This window comes from Occallatibacter savannae (assembly GCF_003131205.1).
In the GTDB taxonomy this organism is placed as follows: domain Bacteria; phylum Acidobacteriota; class Terriglobia; order Terriglobales; family Acidobacteriaceae; genus Telmatobacter; species Telmatobacter savannae.
Genome location: NZ_QFFY01000002.1, coordinates 958380 through 982666 on the forward strand (window position 1 = coordinate 958380; position 24287 = coordinate 982666).

The following is a 24287-nucleotide window of genomic DNA, read 5'->3' on the forward strand; positions in this document are numbered from 1 at the left end:
TCTAACCCGACGGTCTCGCGGCGGCCGAAGCGGGGAACAAGCCAACACTGGCTCTTCCCTCCCGGCCGCTCGGTTTGATCTCCGCTACTGAGGCTTGGCGGGCAACATGCGTAGGTATTGGATGAGGAGATTCAGATCTCGCCCGGTGATGGAGTTCTTGTACGAGGGCATGGGGTTCTTGTAGTTGGCACCTACGGACGGGACTGGACTGACGATTGCGGCGCGGATTTGGTCGGGCGTTCGTTTCGAACCGATGCCGTTGAGAGACGGAGCGAGGTCGCCGCCGGTCTTTCCGATGCGATGGCAGGAGAGGCAGTTGTTGTTCTGGATGATGCTTTGCACGCGCTGCGCCGGGGTGGCGTTTGCGGGGAGCGAACTTGCGGGTTTGGTGGCGAGAGCATCGGATTTTGGCGTTGGAGCAGAGACGGCCATACCGATCGGCGTGAGGCGGAAGAGTCCGCCGGGGTTGGCGTCTTCGACCATCCAGAGTGAGCCGTCCGGGGCTTCTTCGATGTCGCGGACGCGGCATTTCACATCCCAGCGGTCGACCGCTTTGGCGCCGCCGTTGCTGTCGAACGTCATGCGGATGATGGCTTGGGAGCCGAGCCCGCTGGCGAAGCCTGAGCCCTTCCACTGCGGGAACATGGAGCCGTGATAGAACATCAGATTGCCTGGCGCGATGACGGGCGCCCAGTAGATCACGGGCTTGGCGAGGTCGGAGCGGGTGTCGTGGCTGGGGATGGGGACGCCGTTGTAGTTGATGCCGTAGGAGACGAGCGGCCAGCCGTAGTTCTTGCCGGGCTCGATAAGGTTGAGTTCGTCGCCGCCGCGCGGGCCGTGCTCGAGTTCCCAGAGACGGCCGTCGGGCGCGAAGGCGAGTCCGTATGGAGTGCGGAAGCCGGTGGCCCATGTTTCAGAAGGCGTGAGGTTCGGGCCGGGGAACGTGTAGGTGCGCACGACGGGCGCGGTTTTGGCGGCTTCGGTATCGCCGGGCGGGTCGATGATGGGAACCTGTGAAGCTCCGAGCTTGCCGGCCATGGGATTGCCGGGTGCGGGTTTGCCGTCAAGTGTGAGGCGGAGGATTTTGCCGAGGGGCTGGTTGGGATCCTGCGCGGGCGTCATGCGCTGGCGTTCGCCGACGGCGAGATAGAGGTACTTGCTGTCGGGAGAGAAGGCGATGGCTGCGCCGAACTGGCCGCCAAGGCCGCGCTCGCCATCGCGCCAGATGACCTTCAGGTTTTCGAGGCTAGCGGTGGCGGCGGAGATCTTGAGTTGGGCGCGGGCGAGGGCGAGGCTGGAGCCGTCGTTGTTGACGTCGACGCCGGGCTCGGCATAGGTGAGGTAGATGCTGTGGTCTTGCGCGTAGTGCGGCGAGGTGAAGACACCGAGCATGCCGCCCTGGCCTTCCCAGAGAACGGCAGGGACGTTGGCGACGGCAGTCTTGTCCCCCTGAGGAGTAACGAGTACGAGGCCGCCGACCTTTTCGGTGACAAGCATGCGGCCGTCGGGGAGAAAGGCGATTCTCCAGGGGAGGCGCAAAGACGCGACCTGCGTGATGGTGAAGGGAACGTTCGTGCTCGATGGCTGGTTTCCCGCGTTTATTTGTGCGGATGCGCAGGCGGCGATGAGGGCGAGAAACCAGGCGGCGATGTAGCGATGCATCATCAGGGAGACTTCCTTTACGAACGGACAGGGATTTGGTCGAGGAACGGGAACGCAGTGCTGGGTGTGGTGCTGAGATCAGAATAACGGGCAAGGATGGCTGCGTTTACTTCAGGAACTCGGCGTGTGTCTCGAAGACAGCATCCAGCCAAAATTTCCCGAGATTCTTTTCTCGCTTGAAGAAGTAGGCCATGATCCAGCAGGGCCAGGCAAAAAGGGCGAATGCTCCCAAAAGTGCGCGCAGAAATGCGGACCAGAGTGTCAATCTCGATCCGGTGTCTGGCCTTACGCAATAACCGAAAATGCACGCGCCGGGTGTGGGTCTTCCCGTTGCCATTGGGACCGCCACGAAAAGAGGCATGACGGCGAACATCGACAAAACTCCTCCAAAAGCTCGTAATGCGTCCCATGGACGATGCTCTTGGCGATCAATCACCCACTCCAAGTTGCCAGTCTGCGCATACTCGACGAGTACATTGAGCAAGCCAACGACGGATGCGGCAAGCATCAGAGCGATGGCCCAATCGGCGAGGCCAGCCAAATATCTGCGGATCAGATGAGGCATTGGTTCTGTCGGGACGGGGATCTGGCATCGATACAGGAGTACGCACAGGCATATACCGACGAAGGCGAATGCGACTACCCAGGGAGGTGCACCGGCCGAAAATGAATAATCGTCGGACGTCCAGTTCATGCTGACGCCGACTCCAAGTTCATCGGAGGTGGAATTGATGGCGATCACTGAGAGGAGCAGGATGAGGTACGAGAGCAGAGGCCATCGCAGTGATTGAACTTTCATGTGCACCAATGCTAATCGACTGAAGAGAATACGAGTGTTGGACGGTATGCTGCATCGATGAAGCCGGAATGCCAGTAGCAACTGCGGGTTCCTCGGCTCCCGTTGGTCGCTCGGAATGACACTCAGGTTTGGCGTGCGCGGCGATTCAGGAAGAAGTTGCGATTGGTGGCGAAAGGCACACTTAGATGTGAACGGGCACACTTACAAGTGCAAATAGGTTGGCAATAAGTTGCGATCAGTGCTGAGTTCTGACTTAGTAAGTAAGGGTGAGGCCTGGCTACGCACAATTTGTATGTGAATGCACTATGAATGGTGATATCCACAGAATCTACTAGGGTTTTGCACTTGCATCCACAGATCGATCGGGCCTACTGTCTCTAACTAGCTGGTGACTCTGTAGCTGATTGGAACAGCAGCTCCGGCCTAGTGAAAGGCGCAGACAACGGTTTTAGTTTGGAGTTCGTGATCGGCCGATTGCGGACTGTGGATTGAGATTAAGATTGCGCTGGAAGCCGGACCAGGAATGCTGGTACCTGATTGGTACCGAAGATTCATCCGCGGCGCAAGCCGAGGATGCAAAGTTCGAATCAGCCAGGGAGTAATCATCGACCCAGCCGTAGATGCGGAAGCAGGCGCAACCTGCGGAAGCAAATGCGGATCAGCCGAGGAAGGAAGTTTCGGGGCAACCTGAGGCGGACGGAATCGGCGACATCGAGCGAGAAGGAACCAGGGCGACTTGGGTACAGATCGAGCGATGAAGCCCGAAGCGAGTGGACGGAGCAATCCGTAGATTCGAAAAGGGCGACCGGATGGCACGGAACTCCGAGGCGACTCGGAACGGAAGTCAGCCGGGACCGGAGGATGAGCATCTGGGGCGACTCAGAAGCTGATCGTCGGCGATACCGGGGGCGCGAAGCGAAGGGGCAACCTGGAGCTTTCACAACCGGCACCGCCGAAAGAGAGAGAATCGAGGCGACTCGACGATCGATCACCGGTAAAGCCGGAGGTACGAAACGAGGGGCAACCTGAGGTTCGTATCAGAGGCGAGGCAGGAGGAAGCAGGCGCAACTGGGGAAACCCGGAACCCTGCGGAAACCGGCGGCGCCAAAGGCATCAGAAGCGCGGGGAAACCCAAGCGGAGATCGCCGGCACAGCCGAAGGGACGAGGAAGATGGCGCAAACCATCGGAGCTCGGACGCCGGCTCAGCAGAAAGGGAGCGGGGAAGGGGCAACCTGGAACCGAGACCCGGGCGGAGCGGGAAGATCAAGAGAATGCGGCCAACCCGCTGCTTGATCGACAGGCTAGACAGGTCGATAGATGATCCGAAGTGCTACAGGTTACTGACAAGAAGACGCCAGAGGCCGCAAGGTTTCTGGCGTTTTCGCTTTTTGGGGATGGTTTTGCTTAGAGACGCGGACATTCAAACAGAAGCAGATCCTTCGCTTACCACCCCCACCCTCCACCCCAACGACGAAGACCTGTCGTTGGGGACCCCGGAAAGACTACGCGGGGCCCCGTGCGCTCAGGATGACAGTGTTGGGTTGGATTAGATTCTCTGGAGTTCGAGAATTTCGACCTGGCCTGGGAAGGGGATGCGGACGCCGACGTTCCATGCGGCGCGATCGAATGTGCCGGAGTCTTTGCCGGTGATCACGGAGTGGGCGCGGTAGCGGCCTTCGGGGATGAGTGGAAGTTGGACGCGGGCTTCGGCTGCGCCGGATTTGTTGCGGAAGAGAGCGATGACGCCCTCGCCGGTTTTTGCGAGACGGGCGAAGCCGTCCCATGCGGTAGGGGATGTCTGACGCCAACTGCCGAGGGGGAAAAAGCTCTCGGCGATGTTGACTCGTCTTCTGAGCTGTTTGAACCAGGCGATCTTTTCCCCGTACCACTTGCGGTCGGAGGCGGTGAGCTTGCGGAGGTCTCCGAGGAGGAGCGGCGCGGAGCCGATGGTCGTGGCAAAGCTTTCCTGAATGGTGGGCAGCTCGGCGTGGAGATTGCCAATGAGCATGGCTTCCACGGGCATGGAGCCGGCGCGGGCGTAGAGGAGCTGGCGAACCTGGAGCGGGCCGGCTGAGTCGGGCTTGGTGTCGTCGACGTTGCTCATCCAGTCGAGATCGCCGGCGGCGAGAAGGCCTGCGTCGATGATGTGCTTCTGTCCCCACAGCTCGAAGGTGAGATCGAGAAGCACGTCGGGGTGTTTGGCGTAGACCTCGGCGGTCATCTCCTTGATCCCTTCGTAGATTCTGATCAAAGATTCGGCCCAGTCGCCGTGGTCGTGGCCCTTGGCCCAGCAGCCCGGTGCTTCTCCGTAGGCATTGAAGATGGTGGTGAGGTCGAGCTTGGCGTAGGCGAGGCGGAAGCGCTCGATGGCGTCGTTGATGCGCGCGGCTGCGGTGTGGCGAAAGGGAGAGGCCATGCACATGACGGCTTTCTGTCCGGCCATGGTCCATGTGGTCTTGGTGTTGCCTTCGAGGTCGAGCGCGGCCCAGTCGGGGTGGGCTTTGTAGACGTCGGTGGACATGCCGATGGCGGCGGGCGGAATCCAGAGGCCCAGGCGCATGCCTTTGGACTCGATAGCTTTGATGATGGGATCGAGGCCGCTGGGGAATGCGGTGAGGTTGACGGCGTTGTCGCCGTACTCCTGCTGCCAGCCGTCGTCGATGGTGAAAATGTCGATGCCCATCGTGCCGGCGGCGTCGATGAGTTCCATGGAGATTTGCTGGTTGATGCCGCGCTCGAATGGCTCCCACGTGTTGTAGATCCAGGGTGGGCCTTGCTTGTTGATGCGGCGCTCGAGGATCGCGGAGGTGTAGCTGGGGACGCGCCAGCGGGGGTCATTCAAACCGTCGTCGCGGCGGAAGGGGAGGATGGAGATGGAGGCGGTGGTGAATTCTTCGCCGGGAGCGAGGCGGCGCTCGAAGGACATGATGTCGGTGTCGTACATGGCGCTAACGCGGGCGGTGTTATCCGCGTCCCAGCCGGCGACTTCGGTGCGCTTCATGTAGCCGGGGACTTCGTTGAGGATGGCAAGGCCGCGGCCAGTGCGGGCGTTCTGGATCATGAGGCCGGCATCTTCGGAGCGGCCGGTGTAGAAGATTTCGCGCGGCACTGCGCCGTATTGGGCGAAGAGAGTCAGCTCGTTCTCGGGGCCGAGAGCGAATTCCAGTGTTTCGATGGCGAGGTGGGTGATGCGCAGCGGGGCGGCTCCGGTGTTTTTGAAGCGGAGCGATTTTCGGCAGGCGCATTGGGCGGCGTAGAGGGTGTAGATCGATGTGACTTCAATCGGGAGGGATTTGTGCTCCAGGCGTACGGAGAAGGAGCTGCTGGTTGCTGTGCGTGCGGGTGTTGTGTCGATGAGTTCGAAGTCGCCGGTATTGCCGGCGCAGGGCGTGCCGTTGCAGTTGAAGGAGAACTCGGGGCGGGCTTTCGCGATGTCTCTGCCGGGGAGAAGAAGGTCGGTGCTGGTGGCTTTATCGAAGAGTTGGGATGTGAGGAGTCCGTGGCTGGGATGGAAGCTGATGGTGCGGCGGATGAGATCGTTTTCGAGGATCCAGGATTGACTGTCCGGTGTGTCGGAAGCGTCATTTTCCCGGTCCCCAAATGCGAGGGATTGAGGGCACCGGGCGATTGAGGCAGCGATTGCGGCGCCTGATTTGAGGACGTGTCTTCTGCTTACTGCCATCGCGTTCTCTCGTTCTTTCAGGAGGATTTCGCGCAATGCTATCACGCGGCGTGTGGATGGGGGGGCAAGCAGTGGTGGCCTTGCGGTCGTTCCTGTATTCCGACGGTTCCTGCGCCCATCCGGGCCTGGGTACGACTGTTGTATTGCAAGTGTTGGAGGCGTGGATCTCACCCCGGTCCCCAGCTTAGAATCTGCGGTGGCTGTGTGGTCTCCCAGGTCTCAGAATCGAGACCTGGGGCACCCACGTTCCTATTGGGGGCGGTTTTGTCGCTTCCCACCCTAAACGCAAAAGCGCGTTTAGGATGGAGCACCCGTTCCTCGGTGGTGGGGTACTTCGTCGGATTGAGTTATTCGAGGTGATGCAGGACGATGCCGTAGCCGACGCCGGCGCGGTCGGTGGTGCGGGCCACCTGGAACGCCATGAGCTTGCCATCGGTGGAGATGACGGGGTTGGAGGCCTTCCAGCCTTCGTAGTCGTTGAAGTGCGTGAGGCGCGTGAAGTCTTGCCCGGTGCCATCGAGCCTGAGTTTCCAGATGTCGATGTTGTGCATTCCGTGGTCGCCGCCCAATTCTGAGACTTGGCGATCCGATTCGACGGCGGTGTATCTGCCGTCTGGGAAGATGCCTTCGCATTCGTTATAGAAGCCGGGTGCTTTTGACAGATCGGTGACTTTGCCAGTCGCGAGATCGATACCCATCACTTTGGCCATGGGATCGGTTGGCTTGTGTTCGTTCACGTAGCAGGTGAACGTCATTTTGGAGTTGTTGTCGTAGAAGTCCTGCGCTTCAAGGCTGCAGCTGTCGTCGAGACTCTCGTACACCTTGTGAACGTTGGTGAGACGAGGGGTTCCATTCGAAGAGTCGACGTTGGCGACCATCAACCGCGAGTAGTTCTTCGGGAACTCGGGGTGATCGCCGCGGGTTTCGGAGAAGGCGATGAGCATCCCGGTTTTGGAGATTGCCGCGCCCTCGTGCATGTGCTCGTTGAGGCGCTGCGGTTTCGATCCGGGTTGGCGGCTGAGATACCAGAGCTCGTTGTCGCGGTCGCGGCTGGTGCTGACGTCAGTGAACTTTTCGGGGCCGATGAGGATGTAGTCACCGTTGGAGAGGTGCATGACGCGCAGGAATGCGGCGGCGGGGATTTTGCACGTGAGGCAGTGAATGATGCGCGTCTTGAGATCGATGACGAAGGCGTCGCCAAAGCTTTTGTCCATGAACGCGATGGTCTGGTTATCGGGGGAGAAGTCGGCGCGCTCACCGAAGTGGGTGAGGAGTTCTTCGTTGGGGGGAAGCTGATCTAACGGACTAGTTTGTCTTCTGTGGTCGGGTGCGGCCGAGGCGATGAGGAAGACGGAGAGGAAGATGAGGGCCTTCATTGTCGAGCGCAATGATAGAGGCGTCGAACGCAGCTTGCAATGCGCATACGGATCGCTGATGAGTCGTCTTCAGTTGAGTTGTCGTATCTCATGCTCCAAAAGCGGGAGACATGGGGCACCCGCGTTCATCGATCTGCGGAGGTCTTCGATTCCCGCCCAAGCGAAGCTTGGACGGGGCACCCGTGACACGGCGATTCGTTTAGTGCATGGCGCCGGCGCCGGGGCCCTGGCCGGGGCGGTTCTTGCTGAGCAGGAAGGCGAGGAAGACGAGGCCGAAGGACATCCATGAGAGTTCCATGTAAACGTCCTGGTAGCCCTGCATCTGGGCCTGCTGGTTGAGCTGGTTGTAAATGGACGCGATGGCCATGGTCGCGCCGTTGGCGGCTCCCACGGATCCGCTGAAGAACCCGGTGAGCGCCTGCTGGTGCTGCGTGAAGGCGTTCGATCCGGATTGCATGGCACTCTGCAGATGCTGCTGATGCCACATGGCGCGGCTGGTGACCTGGGCGCTGGTGATGGCGATGAGAATACTGCCGCCGAGGTTACGGACGAAGTTGATGAGTCCGGCGACCTGGTTGCTCTCTTCCTTCGGCATGCCGACGTACGCGGCGTTGGTGATGGAGATGAAGCAGAAGGGGAGAGGCAGCATTTGGATGACGCGCAACCATGAGGCCTGCGAGAAGCTCATCTGCAGGTTGCTGACGTAGGCGGCGTAGCGGAACGTCACGATGAACATGATGAAACCGACGACGGCGAGCGTGCGCGCGGATATTTTGCCGGTTGCAAATCCGGCGAGGGGCATGACGATTACGAGCGCGATGCCGCCGGCGGTGAGAGCGAGGCCGGCCGTGGTGGCGGTGTAGCCGAGGAGCTCCTGCATGAATTGCGGCTGGAGCACGGTATTGGCGTTGAGGACTCCGCCGACCAGCATCATGAGGAGACAACATATGGCGAAGTTTTTAAAGCGGAAGAGCTTCAGGTTGATCAGAGGATCTTTCTGACGCCATTCCCAGACGACGAGCCCGATGATGCCGGCGACGAAGAGGAAGGCGAAGAAGCGGATGAAGCCCGAGGCGAACCAGTCGTTCTCTTCGCCTTTGTCCAGCATGATTTGCATGCCGCCCATGGCAATGGTGAGGAAGGCCAGGCCCATGTAGTCCATGTGGCGGAGCTTGGACTTGTCGGGCTTGATCCACGGCGGATCTTCGACGAGGCGCGTGACGAGGATGAAGGCGAGGATGCCGACGGGGATGTTGATGAAGAAGATCCAGCGCCAGGTGTAGTTATCCGTGATCCAGCCACCGAGGGTGGGGCCGATGGAGGGAGCGAGGACTGCGACGAGGCCGTAGAGGGCGAAGGCCTGTCCGCGTTTGTGCGGCTCAAAGGAGTCGGCCATGATGGCCTGGGCCATGGGCTGCATGCCGCCGCCGCCTGCGCCTTGAATGACGCGGAAAACGAGGAGCATGGGGAGGGTCGGGGCTGCACCGCAGAGAAAGCTGGCGATGGTGAAGACGGTGATGCAGAAGACGAAGAAGTTGCGGCGGCCCATGAGGCTTGAGGCCCATCCGCCGAGGGGGAGGACGATGGCGTTCGAGACGAGATAGCTGGTGAGGACCCAGGTGCTCTGGTCGGTGGAGGCACCAAGGCTGCCGGCGATGTGGGGAAGGGCGACGTTGGCGATGGAGGTGTCGAGGACCTCCATGAATGCGGCAAGCGCGACGGTGGCTGCGATGAGCCAGGGGTTAACGCGGGGCTTCCACTGCGCGTGCGCGTCGACGTTCGGATTTTGAACGGTGGTCTCCGCGGCGCCTCTCTGGGTCATCGGCGGTTCTGTCTGCAACTCAGGCAAAAAACTCTCTCCTAATCGGGTTTGCGAATCCTGATTGGTTGCGGGAACTTGAGATTTCGAGGCTTAGGCGAACGACGCGTCCGGCCAGCCACTCACCTATAGATGTGGGCGAAGCAGGAGGAGGTTCAGGGAATCGGAGAACGCCTCATATTACGGAACTTGCGGAAGGCGCGGGAGATTGCACGGGCGAGAGAGTTCGCCAGCCGAGGAGGGCGATGGTGAGGGCGATGAGCTGCATGAAGACGATAAAGGCGACGCAGGCAGGCCATTTGCCCCAGGCCCAGAAGGCTCCTGGAACGACGCCGGCGGCGGTACCCCCGAGGTAATAGCAGGTGATGTAGATGCCAGCGGCGGTGACGCGGGCTTCGGGAGGGGAGGCGACGCGGAGATGGCTTTGGGAGGCGGTCTGGGCGATGAAGACACCGCTGGAGAGGGCAGCGAGCCCCAGGATGACGATGGGCAGGGAGTGGGCAAGGGTAAGCAGGACTCCGGCGATGGCGCAGGAGATGGCGCCGCCGATTCCGGCGCGGAGGCCGATGCGGGTGATGAGGTATCCGGCGAATGGGGTGACGATGAGTCCGATGAGGTAGACGAAGAAGAGCGAGCTGAGCGCCGTGGTGGAGAGCGAGAAGGGAGGAACTGCGAGGTAGAAGGTGATCCAGGTAAAGACGCCGACGAGGGAGAAAAGGACGTTGAATCCGACGGCGAAGGTGGCGACCAGACGGCGGCTGCGGAACATCTGCTGGACCTGAACGACGAAGGCGGCCCGGACTGCGGATGGGTTGTGGGGTGTTCGGCGGCGGCTGTTTGGTAGCCATGCGGCTACGGCGGCGGTTCCGACGAGCGAGGCGATGCCAAGGGCGAGGAAGCTGGCGCGCCAGCTGAAGTGATCGGCGAGTATGCCTGCGGAGATGCGGCCGATGAAGCCGCCGAGCGCTGTTCCGCTGACATAGAAGCTCATGATGAGGGCGACGCGTTCGGGCGGCCACTCCTCTCCAATATATGTAACGACGACGGCGATGATGCCGGGGACCATGATGCCCTGGAGGAATCGCCAGAAGATGAGTTGCGCGAGAGATGTGGAGGTGGCGGCGAGAAGCGTGGGGAGGGAGACGCCGAGGATGGAGAAGACGATGACGCGTTTGCGCGGGAGGCGTTCGGTGAGCGCTCCGAAGACGGGCGCGGCGATGGCGACTCCGAGGGTGGCGGCGGAGACGGTCATGCCGACGCCGGTTTTCGATGCGTGAAATATGTGGGCGAGAAGGGGGAGCAGCGGCTGCGTGCAATAGAGCTCGAGAAAAGCGCAGACCCCGCACAGGGTGACGGCTGCGGCGGCTTTCGTGGAGGGCGGATCGAGCTGTGCGGCTGACTCCAAGAATCAGAATACAGGGACACAGACCAGAGGCCGTTGGGTCTCCGGTCTGATGCCTGCAGCCGATCATCGAATTGCGAAGACGACTTTTCCGAGCTTCTCGTTGTGGTGTTCGGCCCAGAGGGTTTCGGGAGACCAGAGCGTCTGGATGGAGGCGATCTGCGGCTTGATTTTGCCTTCGGCGATTAGCTTCGCGAATGCATTGAGCCCTTCGGTGCTCACGTTGGTCTCGACGAACGCGGCCTGAATGCCGAGGCGCGCTGCTTCTTCCGCGAGGGGCGGCCGGTTGGATGTCACGGCAACGCCGCCTTTCTTAACCAGCGCGTACGACGGGATGATGGTGTCGCCGCCGATGAGATTGAGCACCGCGTCGACCTTGGGGAAGTCTTCCAGGCGCTGCTGGGCCAGGTCGATGATCTGGTCGGCTCCGAGTTGCTGAAGGGCAGCTGCCTGGGTGTGGCGAGCCGTGGCTATGACGCGAGTGCCGGCTTCCTTTGCGAGTTGGACGGCGAGAGATCCGACGCCGCCGGCGGCCCCGAGGATCAGCAAGGTTTGTCCCGGCTTCGCCTTGGTGAGTGCGAGCGCCTGCGTTGCAGTCTGCCCGACGAGTGCGACGGCGGCTGCGGTTTCTCGACTGATGGAGGCGGGCCGGTGCGCGATAGCAGTGGCGGGGAGGACGACGAACTCGGCATATGCGCCGGCTTCGCGGGTGTAGCCGAAGACTTCGTCGCCAACATTGAAGTCCGTGACGCCCTCACCGACGGCGGCTACGCACCCGGCAACATCGCCTCCGGGAGTCCAGGGAAACTTGAGCTCGAAGACCTGGCGGAGATAGCCCTGTCCGCGGCCGGGGTCGACGCCGTTGAAGGTGGTGAAGTGGTTTTCAACGAGGACCTGTCCGGGGCCAGGCTTAGGAACGGGAACTTCGTCGATGTGCAGTGGTGCTCCGTAGTCGCTGATGCGTAGTGCTTTCATGGTATTTCTCCTTCGGATCTCTTGATGGGTCGATTAGCGCTGGTTGGCTTTGGACCACTCGCCCGCGGCTTCCTGCACGAGTGCTTCGTAGGTTCGGGGTGCGCGACCGAGAAGCTTGGTCACGCGGTCTACGTCGGCCTGAGTCGAGGCGAATCCGCGCTGGACGTAGCCTTCGAGCATGGTGCGCATGTCGTAGGCCATCCATGCGGGCATCTGCGAACTCATCTGCTTTTCAAAGCCGTCGAAGTCCTCGCCGGTATAGGCGATCGGCTTGCCGAGAGCCTTGCTCCACAGGGCGGCGTTTCCGGGGCCGGTGATCTGGGAGGAGCTGACGAGGTTGTAGGTCTGGCCTTCGTGGCCGGGCTGCGTGAGGGTGACTGCTGCCGCTCCGGCGACGTCGCGCGAGTCGATGGCCGAGATGCCCGCATTGCCGATCGGCATGGGATAGATGCCAACGTTCTCGAGCAGCGGCTTGAGGGAAAGGTCGTTCTGGAAGAAGTAGCCGGGGCGCAGGATGGTGTAAGGAATGCCAAACTCTTTCAGCGCGTTTTCGACGGCAACTTTCGAGGCGAAGTGGGGCACGTCGAGGAAGCGGTCAGCCTTGTAAACGGAGACATAGGCTACGTGCTTGATGGCGGCCCGCTTTGCGATGCCGTAGGTGATGAGTGCCTGCGTGAGCTCATCGGCAACGACGGCGTTCAGCAGGAACAGTTTCTCGACGCCGTTCATTGCTGCGCGAATGGAGTCGGGATCAGTGAGGTCGCCGGGGACGACTTCGACGCCGGTGGGAAATTTGACGGACTCGGGTTTGCGCGCCAGGGCGCGGACTTCGATGCCACGCTCAATGAGGCATCTTACGACCTCTCCGCCTACGTTGCCGGTTGCGCCTGTTACCAGGATTTTCATACTCAATCTCTCCTTCGTGCCGCCGTTGTATGCGGCCGGTACGACAGAAGAGACTCCCGGGCGTGGTTGCGCGAGTCAACATGATCTGGAAATCAGATTTGCGGATTTGGAATAAAGGGGCTTGCCCGTCTCAGGTAGGCCGTTTTCGTTGGCGGGCGTTCGCCGATCAGAGGTCGTTCAACGCGGCGTCGAAGTTTTCCTTCAGAAAAGTGACGAGCTTGCGGACGCGGGGGACCTGCATTTCAGAAGGGGTGACTGCGAATACGTGTGCCGGTGTGCCTTCCCACTCGGGAAGCAGTCGCACGAGTCCGGCGCCGAAGCCGGGGTGGGCGGCGAGGAAGTCGGGGAGGAGCGCGATGCCCATCGCCTCGCTCGCGAGTTTCGCGAGCATGCCGACCGAGTTTGCCGTAGCGGCGCCCTGCACCTTGATGGTTCTGTGATCGCGGTCGCGACGCAGTTCCCACTGATTAAGCGGCTGGCCATGGACGAGGCACAGGCAGGAGTGTTCAGTGAGTTCTTCGGGATGCTGAAGACGTTTGTGGACGATGCAGTATCTCTCGGAAGCGAAGAGGCGGCGCGCGAAGGTGCCGATGCGGCGCGAGGAGAAGGAGGAGTCAGGCAGGCGCAATTGATGGCTCACCATGATGGCAAGGTCGAGGCTGTCATTGAGCAAATTGGGGTGACTGGTGATGGAGAGGACTTCGATGGAGGTGCCAGGCTGTTCGGAGATGTGCCGCGCGAAAAGGGGAATGAAGAGGGTCTGCGCGAGATCGAAGGGCACGCCGACGCGAATGCGGCCTGATGCTCTGGAGGCGATGCCTGCAACATCCTCCTGAATGCGCGAGGCTTCGGCAACGAGGGCTTTGGATTGCTCGTAGCAGGCCTGCCCGGCGTCTGTCAGCTTGAAGGCGCGTGTGGAGCGATGGATGAGCGGGAAGCCAAGGTCCCGCTCGAGCGCGCTGATGCGCCGGGAGAGGGTGGACGTGGGAATGCCGAGCGCTGCTGCTGCGCGGCTGAAGTTGCGAGTGTTGGCCACTTCGACAAAGAGCGCGAGGTCGGCGAGGAAGCGCATGCGGTTATTCCCTGTGGTCAGGTGCGGCGTGACGTAAAGCTTCATTATGTCGGATGGCGGCGGCAGTGAGTGTCGGGATTTCTGACCGATGCGCACTCTGCGGATCCGCGGTTGTCACGCGTTTCAAGATGGGGAATATACTTATCCGCGAGATTTCATCGGCGAGGTGTTCGGTGCATCGATGTTTCTTGGCTGTGCTGATTTACCTGACGTTTGTGGCGCCTCCGGTTGGGGCGACCGACGCTGCGAAGAAGGTGGGCGCGGAACAGCTGATGCAGATGGTCGCGGCTGCGCAAAGCGTGCCTGATGCTGACATGGCGCAGAGGCTGCAGGCGGTGGTGCTGACGGATCGGCTGAGCGATGCGCGGCTGGCGGAGCTGCTGAAGAAGGCTCCGGGAGAAAAGTCGCGCACGGAACTGGTGCTGCTGGCAGATCAGTCGCTGTTTCTTGCGGCACCTGCAGACGAAGTCCCCGAGCAGCCGGTGCCGGATGCAGCGGCGACACGGCAGATGCTGGTGAAGATCGTGAACTACGTGAACACCACCGTTCGCCAACTGCCGAATCTGATGGCTACTCGCTTTACAAATGGATACGAAGATCGTCCGGGAGAGGACAGGCTCACGAGTACGGGAATTGTGAGCCTCTCGCCTTTGTCTTTGCAGTGGGTGGGCAGCATGAAGATGCAGGTGACCTACCGCGACCGGCAAGAGGTGGAAGACAAGAGCGGGAAGCCCGAGAAAAAGGGAGCCGGCTTCGGAGGGTTGACGACAAGAGGCGAGTTCGGGCCCTTTCTCTCTACCGTTATGGCCGACGCTTTGAAGGGAACGATCAGCTGGGCGCGATGGGAGAAGGGCGCTGACGGAACACTGGCTGTCTTCCACTACCAGGTGCCCGAAAAGAAATCGGATTAACACGTGCAGTTCTGCTGCGTGGTGGGGAGCTATGACGCCAACAACCTGGCGCAGATGAAGGTCTACAACGAGCGCGCCGCGTATCACGGCGACATCGTCTTCGAGCCGACGGATGGATCGATCAGGCTGCTGACGCTGGAAGCGGATTTGCCGTCGGGGGGACTGGTTTCGGGGGCCGGGATCGCAGTGGAGTATGCGCCGGAGGAGATTGGCGGCCGGAGCTATCTGTGTCCGGTGCGAAGCGTATCGACGCTGAAGGCGCATACCGCGCAGCAGACCGGCGCGCAATCACGGTCGAACTACAAAGGCGGTGCGAAGATGTATCTGAACGATGTGGTGTTCAGCGATTACCGCAGATTCGGATCGGAGACGAAGATTCTGACCGATTCGCCGGGGGAGTGAACGGGCGGTCTTCATAGTCCTCAGCAACCTCCGGATTTGCAGGGCGCGTCGAACCTTATGTGCTGGTGCCGGGGCCCATTCGCGAGTGGTTTCGTTGTCACGTACTGCGGCCGGTGTTGCACGCACTGCGCGGAGGCGTGACACCGCGGCGGATGGCGTGGAGCCTGGCGCTAGGCATGGTAGTGGGCATCAATCCTTCTGTAGGGCTGACGACGCTGCTGGTTGTCTTTGTGGCGTGGGTCTTCGGACTGAGCAAGTTCGCATCGCTGATCGGCTCGCACGTTGTGGCGCCGCTGCACCTGCTTCTGTTCATCCCGTTCATCGATTTAGGTGTGCATGTGTTTCACACCGGCAAGCTGCCGATGACGCGCAAACAGATCGAGCATCTGAGCCACCATCCTTTTCGTCTGTTTCACGAAATCTGGCAGTGGGAGTGGCACGCGCTGGTGATCTGGGGAATCGTGGCGGCGGTGGCGATGCCGGTTCTGGCGCTCTACCTGCGACGGGCATTGATTGTGCTGCTGCGAAGGAATCGAACGCTGATGCGCTCGATACCGCCCGCGAGCTGAGGGTCTTTGTTGGAGCGGGGCTGTATCGTGAGCGCCGCGGCGATTTACCCTGAAGGAGAGATGGATTCCCCTGCCACGAGGCCTCCACGACGAGGGATGGAGGCATTTGCCTCGCGCGACTTTACACGGTATCAGCTGGCACGGGTAGCCGTGATCCTGGGCGCGGAGGCGCAGGCGGTCGCGGTGGCGTGGCAGGTCTACTCGATCACGCACAGGGCGATTGATCTTGGGTATACGGGACTGGCGCTGTTTCTGCCGGGGCTGTTCTTTCTGCTGCCGGCGGGGCATGTGGCGGACCGGTTCGACCGCAGGCATGTGATTTTGTGGTGCTACACGCTGCAGGTGTTTTGCACGGCAGCGCTGCTGGCGCTGGCAATCCGCGGGACGCAGCACATTCTGTATGTCTATGCAGTGCTGTTTCTGATCGGGACGGGGAGGGCGTTCTCCGCGCCGGCGAGCTCGGCGCTGATTCCACACCTGGTGCCGGAGAAGCATTTTGTAAACGCGGTGACGTGGGGCGGCGCGATCTGGCAGTTGTCGAACGTGACAGGGCCGGCGCTGGGCGGGCTGCTGTTTACGCTGCCGCTGGGAAAGCGGCTGGTTGCGGTGGGGCTGGAAGGCGCAGGGATTGTGTATGTGTTCACGTTGCTGAGCCTGGTGTGGTTCCTGGTGCTGATTCTGAGCCTGAGCGTGCGGCTGGGGAGGATGGAGCATCGCGCGGCATCGCTCGAGGTCGTGCTGGCCGGGTTCAAGTATGTGCGGAACTCGCCGCTGCTGCTGGGATCGATGTCGCTGGATTTGTTTGTGGTGCTGCTGGGCGGGGCGGTTGCGCTGATGCCGATTTTCGCGAACGAGGTGCTGCACACAGGGCCGCGGGGGCTGGGGGCCCTGAGGGCTGCGCCGGCCATAGGAGCGCTGGGGATGTCACTGACGATGGCGCGATTTCCGATCAGCCGGAAGGCCGGCAAGCTGATGTTTGTGTGCGTGGGCATCTTTGGCGCGTGCATTGTGGTGTTCGGGTTGTCGCGGAGTCTGTGGCTGTCGCTGGCTGTGCTGGCGGTGAGCGGGGCTGCGGATTCCATCAGCGTAATCATCCGGGGGTCGCTGCTGCAGCTGGCGACGCCGCCGGAGATGCGAGGGCGGGTGAGCGCGGTGAACTCTTTGTTCATTGGCGCATCCAACGAACTTGGCGAGTTCGAAAGCGGGCTGACTGCGCAGTGGCTGGGTGCGGTGCGGGCGACGGTCTGGGGAGGGATTGCTTCCCTGGCAATCGCGGGAATCTGGGCCGGTTCGTTCCGGGATCTGCGCCAAGCTGATGAGTTGACGGCTGAGGCTCTGCGTCCCAAGCAGAAGGGACCGGAGGGCGTTAGCGCTGTCGGCTAGCTACTCGGACTCAACGGAGGTTGGATGAAGCCCTGGAAGATTGTTTTGATACCTACGGCGATCATGCTGTTGATCGCCGGTTTCTATATCTGGCATGTTTCGAGCAAGCGCAAGAACCCCGGCGTGGTGAAGCAGGGAGAAGAGCAGAAGCTCACCCAAGATGATGTGGCCGTGGTGCGGATGGAGTTTCCGGCGCACTTCGATGACGTGAAGGATCTGGCGGGCAAGAGCGTGTGGATGAAGAACGGGTACACGATGCCGTACTTCGCATACACCGGCGGGCGCGTGGACTTCAAGAAAAAGGCCGGCGTGGTTCCTCCGCTCGAGAAGCTGGACGTGAAGAAGGCTGTCGAGGTGAGCGTGCCGAAAGATGTGGATGACGGCATCAGCCATGGGCAGAAGCAGGCGATGGTCGTGTTCACGATGAAGGGCGATGAGAAGCAGGAGTATGCGACGCCGGTCGGCGCGCGGGATGGCGGAACGGAGCAGTATTACGACGATCTGCTGTTCTTCTACGACGATCCGCACAAGATCTATACGCACTGGCCACAGGATGTGTGGAGCGCGGTGGATCAGCACCAGGCGAAGCAGGGAATGAATGAGCTGCAGACGCGGCTGTCCTTGGGGCAGAAGATTCAGACGGATGATCCGAAGACCGAGGGCAACCGGACGGTGACGTACGACGCGGACGGGAAGAAGTGGACGGTGACGTTTCGGAATGATAAGGCGACGGAAGTAAAGGCAGGGACGTAGGGGCAGGGAAAAAGGGGACGAGGAGGTCGCGTTTAGCGGCGTTTGGCGCGTTCGCGCTGGAGTTCGCGGTAGAGCTCGCTCTTGGATTTGCCTAGTTCGCGGGCGAGGCGTTTGAGGGCTTCTTTTTCGTCGAGGTTGTGTTGAGATTGCAGACGGTTGATTTGAGTTGAGATGGATTCCCACATCTCAGAATCGAGATGTGGGGCACCCAGTTTGTTGGTTTGCGGGGAGAGCTCGAGGAGCAGGACGAATTCGCCGCGGATGCGGTCGCGGGCTTCGAGCTGGGAGTGGACTTCGGCGACGGTTCCGCGCAGGAATTCTTCGTGAAGCTTGGTGAGTTCGCGGGCAGCGACGATGCGAAGGTTGGGGCCGAAGACAGCTTCAATGTCGGCGAGCGTGTCGGCGATGCGGTGCGGGGCTTCGTAGAGGATTACGGTTTGTGGCGTATCGCGCGGTTGTTCAACCAAGGCTTCGAGACGGGTGCGGCGGGCGCCAGCCTTTTCAGGCAGGAAGCCGATGAAGTGGAACTCGTCTGCGGGAAGACCTGAGGCGATGAGGGCTGTGATGGCGGCGCTGGCTCCGGGGATGGGGACGACGGGGACACCGGCGGCGATGGCTTCGCGAACGAGGATGGAGCCGGGATCGCTGATGCCGGGAGTGCCGGCGTCGGACACGATGGCGATGCGTGCACCGGATTTGAGTTCCTCGATCAGTTTGGCAGCGCGGTCGAGCTCGTTGTGCTCGTGATAGCTGATGGTGGGGGTTGCGATGCCGTAATGGTTGAGGAGCTTTTGCGTCTGGCGCGTGTCTTCGCAGGCGATGCTGTCGGCGGATTTGAGGACTTCCAGGGCGCGCAGTGTAATGTCGCCGAGGTTGCCGATGGGCGTAGCGACGAGGTACAGGCCGGGTGCGAGGGCGTCGGGCATTGCTTAGAACATGGTAGTGGGTGATGCTCCTCGCGTAGAATCATCGCGACTCGAATGACCTTCATTGCCACGAAAGCCTATTCACCGAAGAAGCTCAGAGCATTGGTAGGCTTTACCGTCTTTCTGATAGTGGGGCGTGGGGCAATTCGCCCGCAGTCAACTCCAACGACCGCTCAGCCGCAGTTGATCCCTCGCAGTCCAGAGGAAAGAGAGCGACACTACCGCAATTTGCATCGGCTTTTCCTGAATGCACAATTGTCCGGCCCTTCTGGGCAAGTGGTGAATGGCCTGACGCCAGATGACTTCACGATTCTCGTGGATCATCATCCTGAAAAGCTCGCGTCTTTTCAACTGATTCAGGGGAGCTCAACTGGAAATCGGGATCGAGTTATCCTCGTGCTGGACGGCGTGAATAATTCTTCAGGAAACGTCAAGCATTTCCGGGAGGGGATTGAGAAATACCTGAAGAGTGCGACCGGATTGCTGGCGCACTCAACTTCGATTGCATCCCTTTCTGAGAGTGGAATCAGGATCGGTGCACCTTCGACCGATCGTGTGGTTTTGCTGCGGGAATTGAGTCAGCTTGCCGGGGGTCTGCGCGGTTCGACGTGCGCTGAAGCAACATCGGCGATGGAATGTGGCATGCCCGTCACGCAAAGCGACACCTTCTCGCGTTCGTGCGATCCGAATGTGCATCTCGTCTGCCTCAATCGCCGGTTCAATTCATCCATCACTGCCCTCACGAGTGTCGCTCAGGAGCAGACTGAGAGTGCAGGACGAGTTGTTGTGATCTGGCTTGGACAGGGCTGGCCCTTTCTCAACCAGCCCGGCTTCATCCCGGACACGACTGAGGTCAAAGATGCCTTCTACCGCAATCTGGTGACCTTATCGAGCTCCTTGAGCACAGCGCAGATCACGCTTGACGTGGTTGGCGCATCGCCTGATCTACCCGTGGTTGCTACCGATATACACGACACTTTTCTGTTTCAGGGCATTCCTAAGAAAGCTGATGTGACTGCCGCAAGCTTATCTCTGCAGGCGCTCGCCTATCAGAGCGGAGGTGTCGTGCTCAGAAGTTCTAAGGACATTGCCACCCAGATCGCAAGCTGCGTTACGGATCTGGATCTGTACTATTTGCTCGCATTTGATTACGCACCGGCGTCGGATTTCGGAGAACACCATAGGCTCGACGTTCGAATCGACAAGCCAGGAATCACGGTCAGAACAAGAACACTCTTCTATGCCGAACAATAGCCAATGAGACTTTCTGTGTTTCAGAAGCAGACCAAACCTATTCGCTGGATTCTTCCGATTCGAGGCGGCGTTGTTCGGAGAGGAGGGACATTGATGTCATGAGGTTCTGGACGCTGACGATGCCGATGACTTTGCCGCTTTCGGTGACGGGGATGAGGGAGAGGCCGTGTCCGGCGGAGATGCGGCGGATGGTGGTGCCGAGAGTGTCTTCGGGGCGAGCGACCTGGAAGGCGCGCGACATGATGCCCTGGATGTAGCCGTTGCCGTCGTTGCGGAGAGCTTCAACGATTCGCTGGCGAGAGACGATGCCGACGAGCTGAGGTCCGCGGACGACAGGGAAGTCTTCTTGCAGAGAATGCACGCAGCGACCGAGAGCGTCGGCGAGGGTGTCAGAGGGTGAGAGGGTGGCGAAGTCGGTGAGCATGACTTCGCGCATGCGGACCGTGTCGACGACGGACTGGAAGAAGACACCCTGGTCTTCGATCTGCGCACCGATCATGATGAAGAAGCCGGCAATGATGAGCCAGGGGCTGTGGACGAGAAGCCAGCCGACGAGCATGACTGCAACGGCGATGAGCTGTCCGACTCCGGAAGCGGCGCGGCCTGCTGGGGTGAGTCCGTGGACGCGCGCGAAGTTGCCACGGAGAAGACGGCCGAAGTCGAGCGGATAGGCCGGGAGAAGATGGAGGAGGCCGAGACCGACCTGCATCCAGACCATGCTGCGCACGAGGTGGTCTGGTGCGACGAGGGGAGCGGTGAGCAGCGGAACGTCTCCACCGGCGCCGATGGCGGTTGCAGCGATCATGAGGGCGGTGACGAGGTTGACGATGGGGCCGGTAAGCGCCATGGCGAATTCGCCTCCGCCTTTGTTTGCGGCTTCCTGGCTTTCAGGATTTGCGTAAGCGAACAGGCCGCCGATGGGAAGGAGAAGAACGGCGCGAAGCTTGAGACCGAGGTAGGCGGCGACGATGAGGCGTGCGGTTTCGCGAACGAAGACGGCAGCGCAGCAGAGACAGAAGAGTGCGAGTCCGCGGAGGATGCCGGAGTTGCCGCTGAGGCCCAGACAGACGAGGGCGAGAGCGGGGAAGAAGATGTGCATACGCATCTCCACGCCCATCCAGCGTCCAAGAGGGATTGTCCAGCCGCGCATAGAGGAATTGTAAAAGGAGCACCCTGCATGATGGTTCGGTGCGGCGCGGGGTCGGGTATGCTGATTCGCGATGCGTGTGATTGCAGGGACGTTGCGGCGTAGGACGCTGGAGGCTCCGGCTGGGATAGCTACGCGGCCAACGAGCGACCGGCTGCGGGAGACGCTGTTCAATGTGCTGGCGCCGCGGACGGAGGGAGCGCGGTTTCTGGATCTCTATGCGGGATCCGGCGCGGTGGGGATTGAGGCGGCGAGCCGGGGAGCGGAGCGGGTGGTGCTGGTAGAGCGGGCGGAGGCGGCACTGAAGATTTTGCGGAAGAATCTGGAGAGCCTGGGATTGCGCGGAACGGCGCGAGTGGAGCAAGTGAGTGTGGCAGCGTTTTTGAAGAAGATTCGGCCGGAGAGCACGGGATTCGTATTCGATGTGATCTTTCTGGATCCGCCGTATGATGCCGCGGATGAGTATCAACTCGCATTGGGGTTGCTGGGTGGAGAGGCGTCGCGGTTGCTGGCTGAGGATGCGGTGATTGTGGCGGAGCACCGGCGGAGGGACAAACTAGATGAGCGCTTTGGGGTGCTGGAGCGGACGCGGGTGCTGGAGCAGGGGGATGCGGGGTTGAGTTTTTATAAAGCAGTTGTCAGTTCTCAGTCTCCAGTTGTCAGTTAGTGCGCGGTAAGTGCGGACATTCTGTTCCCATCCATCGCACGATGAGACTGTGCGATGGATGGGGCACCGAGCTTTGTGATCGAGGAAGAGTTGACGGCGTAAGATTTTCGGGTGCGGAGAATGAGGGTGAGGAACGTGCGGAAGCAGGTTGCGGGACTGGTTCTGTTGGCTGGAGCGGCTGCAGGAGCGTGCGCGCAGAGTGGGCCGGCGTGGGTGATTGGGCCGTTTGCGCGGCCGGCGACAGGGAATCCAGCGGTGAGCCCGAACCCGGCTTCGACGTTCACGGATCCGATCGCGAAGAAGCCGGTGCAGTGGGAAGCGCTGCATACGTTCAATCCTGCAGCAGTGGTCCGGCACGGAAAGATCTACGTGCTGTATCGCGCGGAGGACAACTCAGGAGCAATGGAGATCGGTGGACACACCTCACGGCTAGGGATGGCGGAGAGCGAGGATGGGATCCACTTCAAGCGATCGGCTGAGCCGGTGTTTTATCCGGCGGAGGACGACCAGAAGGCACGCGAGTGGCCGGGGGGCGTTGAGGATCCGCGGATCGTGGAGCGCGAGGACGGCACATATGTGCTGACGTATACGCAGTGGAATCGGCAGACGTATTCCGTGGGGATTGCGACTTCGCGCGATCTGAAGCACTGGACCAAGCACGGGCCGGCGTTTTTGACGGCGCTGGGCGGGAAGTATGCCGGGTTGAAGTACAAGTCTGCTGGGATCGTGACCAGGGTGAAAGATGGGCGGCTGATTGCGGCAAAGATCATGGGCCGCTACTGGATGTACTGGGGCGAGGGATCGATTCGGCTGGCGACGTCGGAGGATGCGATTCACTGGACGCCTGTGGAGGGGACCGACGGGAAGCCGGTGGAGTTGCTGGGGCCGAGGCCAGGGCACTTCGACAGCACGTTTCCTGAGACAGGGCCGCCGCCGGTTTTGACGAGCGCGGGAATTGTGGTGCTCTACAACGGAAAGAATGCGGAGCAGGGCGGCGATCCGGCACTGGGTCCGAGCGCGTATGCGGCGGGCGAGGCGCTGTTTGACGGGGCGAATCCGGCGCATCTGCTGACGCAGACCGACAGGCCCGTGTTGAAGCCGGAACTGCCGTATGAGAAGACGGGACAGTACGCGGCGGGGACGACGTTTGCGGAGGGGCTGGTGTACTTCCGCACCAAGTGGTTTCTGTATTACGGATGCGCGGATTCGCTGGTGGCCGTTGCGACGGCGCCGGCGGGGCCGATGAGCGCGGATTCGCTGCGGATGGATGGGGCTGCCTCGAATGTCGTGGTCGAGACGCCGAAGATTGAGACGAAGAATGGGATCCCTGTTGGAGGCGAGGCGAATGCGCGGGGATTCTATCTGCATGACGGCGACACGGTTGTGTTTTATGGCGACAGCATCACGGAGCAGAACTATTACAACCAGTGGGTGCAGGTGTACGTTGCGACGCGGTTCCCGTGGATGCGGGTGCATTTCTATGGCGAGGGGATCGGAGGCGATCGCGTCACGGGAGGATGGGCCGGGCCGGTGGATCAGCGTCTCGGGCGGGATGTATTTCCAGAGAAGCCGACGGTGGTGACGGTGATGCTGGGGATGAACGATGGCGGATATCAGCCGACGACGGACGCGATTGAGAAGACGTATGTGAATGGATATCAGCATCTGCTCGATTCGATTCGTGAGCATCTGCCGGGAGTGCGGCTGACGCTGCTGGGGCCTTCGCCGTTCGATGACGTGACGCGCCCGGCGACGTTTGCGGGCGGGTACAACGTGGTGATGCAGCACTTCGCAGAGATTGATCAGTCGCTCGCGGACAAGTATGGTGCGGCGTTTGTGAATCTGAATCCTCCTGTGGTGGCGGCGATCCAGAAATCCGATGCGCTGGATACGAAGATTGCGCCGCTGCTGCTGCCGGACCGGGTGCATCCTGATCCGCTGGCGCACTGGGTGATGGCGGAGGCGCTGCTGAAAGGGTGGCATGCGCCAGCGATGGTGTCGGATGTGACGCTGGATGGGCGGGCGGGTGCGGTGTTGGCGGCGCGGAATGCATCTGTGAGCCAGGTGGAGCAGACAGGCGAGGGGCTGAAGTGGACGGAGTTGGAATATGGGTTGCCGCTACCGCTGATGCGCAGCAATGCATCGGAGGCGCTGCTGCTGGATGTGTCGGACATTGAGAAGCAGTTGAACCAGGAGATGCTGCGGGTGACGGGACTGGCGCCCGGGCGCTACACGCTGAGTATCGACGGGAATGCGGTAGACACTTTCACTCCGGAGGCGCTGGAGAGCGGAGTGAATCTGGCGGATTATCCGACGCCGATGTTCCACCAGGCGCAGTCGGTGGGGTGGCTGGTCCGCGATCGGGATGAGACGCACTTCATTCGAGCAAGGATGCGGGCGCGGAGCGCGGATGCTGGAAGCGATCAGGGTAGCGATGCCCTGCAGTCGTTTGAGGACATGCAGGAGAACCTGCTGTACGAGGCGGCGCTGCCGAAGCCGCATGTGTTTCGGCTGACTCCGGTGGCAACGGGAGTGACGCAGAGTACGCGGTAGTACAAAAAGGTCTGGGTTGCGCAGCCAA

The 24287-nt window shown here is 61.0% G+C and carries 19 protein-coding genes; 8 read left to right on the forward strand and 11 right to left on the reverse strand.

The window, feature by feature from the left end:
• Positions 1–84 precede the first annotated feature (84 nt).
• From DHV10_RS11595 to DHV10_RS11640, 9 genes are all read right to left on the reverse strand, one after another.
• Complete coding sequence (locus DHV10_RS11595) at positions 85–1665, reverse strand: PQQ-dependent sugar dehydrogenase (RefSeq protein WP_109486468.1); 1581 nt, start codon at positions 1663–1665, stop codon at positions 85–87.
• Between the two features lie 103 nt (positions 1666–1768).
• Positions 1769–2461: an RDD family protein gene (locus tag DHV10_RS11600; protein WP_162601448.1), complete on the reverse strand. Its 693-nt coding sequence runs from the start codon at positions 2459–2461 to the stop codon at positions 1769–1771.
• 1547 nt (positions 2462–4008) lie between these two features.
• Positions 4009–6144 carry an alpha-galactosidase gene (locus DHV10_RS11610; RefSeq protein ID WP_109486471.1) on the reverse strand — a complete coding sequence of 712 codons (2136 nt, stop codon included), beginning with the start codon at positions 6142–6144 and terminating at the stop codon, positions 4009–4011.
• Between the two features lie 347 nt (positions 6145–6491).
• Positions 6492–7520 (reverse strand): TolB-like translocation protein, encoded by a 1029-nt coding sequence (locus DHV10_RS11615; RefSeq protein ID WP_109486472.1) that lies wholly within the window; start codon positions 7518–7520, stop codon positions 6492–6494.
• A gap of 199 nt (positions 7521–7719) precedes the next feature.
• On the reverse strand, positions 7720–9369 hold the full coding sequence (locus DHV10_RS11620) for a DHA2 family efflux MFS transporter permease subunit (protein ID WP_239461520.1): 1650 nt from the start codon (positions 9367–9369) through the stop codon (positions 7720–7722).
• A gap of 145 nt (positions 9370–9514) precedes the next feature.
• A complete protein-coding gene (locus DHV10_RS11625; protein ID WP_109486474.1) occupies positions 9515–10744 on the reverse strand; it encodes an MFS transporter in 1230 nt (409 codons plus the stop codon).
• Positions 10745–10807: 63 nt separating this feature from the next.
• Positions 10808–11716, reverse strand: a complete 909-nt coding sequence (locus tag DHV10_RS11630; protein WP_109486475.1) for an NADP-dependent oxidoreductase — start codon at positions 11714–11716, stop codon at positions 10808–10810.
• 33 nt (positions 11717–11749) lie between these two features.
• Positions 11750–12622 (reverse strand): NmrA family NAD(P)-binding protein, encoded by an 873-nt coding sequence (locus DHV10_RS11635; protein ID WP_109486476.1) that lies wholly within the window; start codon positions 12620–12622, stop codon positions 11750–11752.
• A 166-nt stretch (positions 12623–12788) separates the two neighbouring features.
• Positions 12789–13790 (reverse strand): LysR family transcriptional regulator, encoded by a 1002-nt coding sequence (locus DHV10_RS11640; protein ID WP_162601449.1) that lies wholly within the window; start codon positions 13788–13790, stop codon positions 12789–12791.
• Between the two features lie 92 nt (positions 13791–13882).
• On the opposite strand from DHV10_RS11640, the gene DHV10_RS11645 reads away from it, so the two are divergent.
• From DHV10_RS11645 to DHV10_RS11665, 5 genes are read left to right on the forward strand one after another with little or no spacing between them, the layout of a single operon-like run.
• Complete coding sequence (locus DHV10_RS11645) at positions 13883–14605, forward strand: hypothetical protein (RefSeq protein ID WP_109486478.1); 723 nt, start codon at positions 13883–13885, stop codon at positions 14603–14605.
• Positions 14606–14608: 3 nt separating this feature from the next.
• Positions 14609–15007: a hypothetical protein gene (locus DHV10_RS11650; RefSeq protein ID WP_109486479.1), complete on the forward strand. Its 399-nt coding sequence runs from the start codon at positions 14609–14611 to the stop codon at positions 15005–15007.
• 59 nt (positions 15008–15066) lie between these two features.
• On the forward strand, positions 15067–15576 hold the full coding sequence (locus DHV10_RS11655; protein ID WP_109486480.1) for a DUF2062 domain-containing protein: 510 nt from the start codon (positions 15067–15069) through the stop codon (positions 15574–15576).
• Positions 15577–15636: 60 nt separating this feature from the next.
• Positions 15637–16959 carry an MFS transporter gene (locus DHV10_RS11660; protein ID WP_109486481.1) on the forward strand — a complete coding sequence of 441 codons (1323 nt, stop codon included), beginning with the start codon at positions 15637–15639 and terminating at the stop codon, positions 16957–16959.
• Between the two features lie 24 nt (positions 16960–16983).
• Positions 16984–17712 (forward strand): hypothetical protein, encoded by a 729-nt coding sequence (locus DHV10_RS11665; protein WP_109486482.1) that lies wholly within the window; start codon positions 16984–16986, stop codon positions 17710–17712.
• A gap of 32 nt (positions 17713–17744) precedes the next feature.
• Here the strand turns inward: DHV10_RS11665 and rsmI are convergent, their stop codons facing one another.
• A complete protein-coding gene (rsmI, locus tag DHV10_RS11670; protein WP_109486483.1) occupies positions 17745–18638 on the reverse strand; it encodes a 16S rRNA (cytidine(1402)-2'-O)-methyltransferase in 894 nt (297 codons plus the stop codon).
• A gap of 54 nt (positions 18639–18692) precedes the next feature.
• Here rsmI and DHV10_RS11675 point away from each other — a divergent pair, with 54 nt between their 5' ends.
• Positions 18693–19892 (forward strand): VWA domain-containing protein, encoded by a 1200-nt coding sequence (locus tag DHV10_RS11675; RefSeq protein ID WP_109486484.1) that lies wholly within the window; start codon positions 18693–18695, stop codon positions 19890–19892.
• Positions 19893–19929: 37 nt separating this feature from the next.
• On the opposite strand, the gene DHV10_RS11680 is transcribed toward DHV10_RS11675, so the two are convergent.
• On the reverse strand, positions 19930–20991 hold the full coding sequence (locus DHV10_RS11680; RefSeq protein ID WP_239461523.1) for a CBS domain-containing protein: 1062 nt from the start codon (positions 20989–20991) through the stop codon (positions 19930–19932).
• Between the two features lie 121 nt (positions 20992–21112).
• Between DHV10_RS11680 and rsmD the strand changes: the two genes are divergently transcribed.
• Together rsmD and DHV10_RS11690 are read left to right on the forward strand one after the other, a co-directional pair.
• Positions 21113–21706 (forward strand): 16S rRNA (guanine(966)-N(2))-methyltransferase RsmD, encoded by a 594-nt coding sequence (gene rsmD, locus DHV10_RS11685; RefSeq protein WP_109486486.1) that lies wholly within the window; start codon positions 21113–21115, stop codon positions 21704–21706.
• 126 nt (positions 21707–21832) lie between these two features.
• The gene (locus DHV10_RS11690; RefSeq protein WP_239461526.1) at positions 21833–24259 is read left to right on the forward strand and encodes a glycoside hydrolase family 130 protein; all 2427 of its coding nucleotides are present in this window, start codon (positions 21833–21835) and stop codon (positions 24257–24259) included.
• Positions 24260–24287 lie beyond the last annotated feature (28 nt).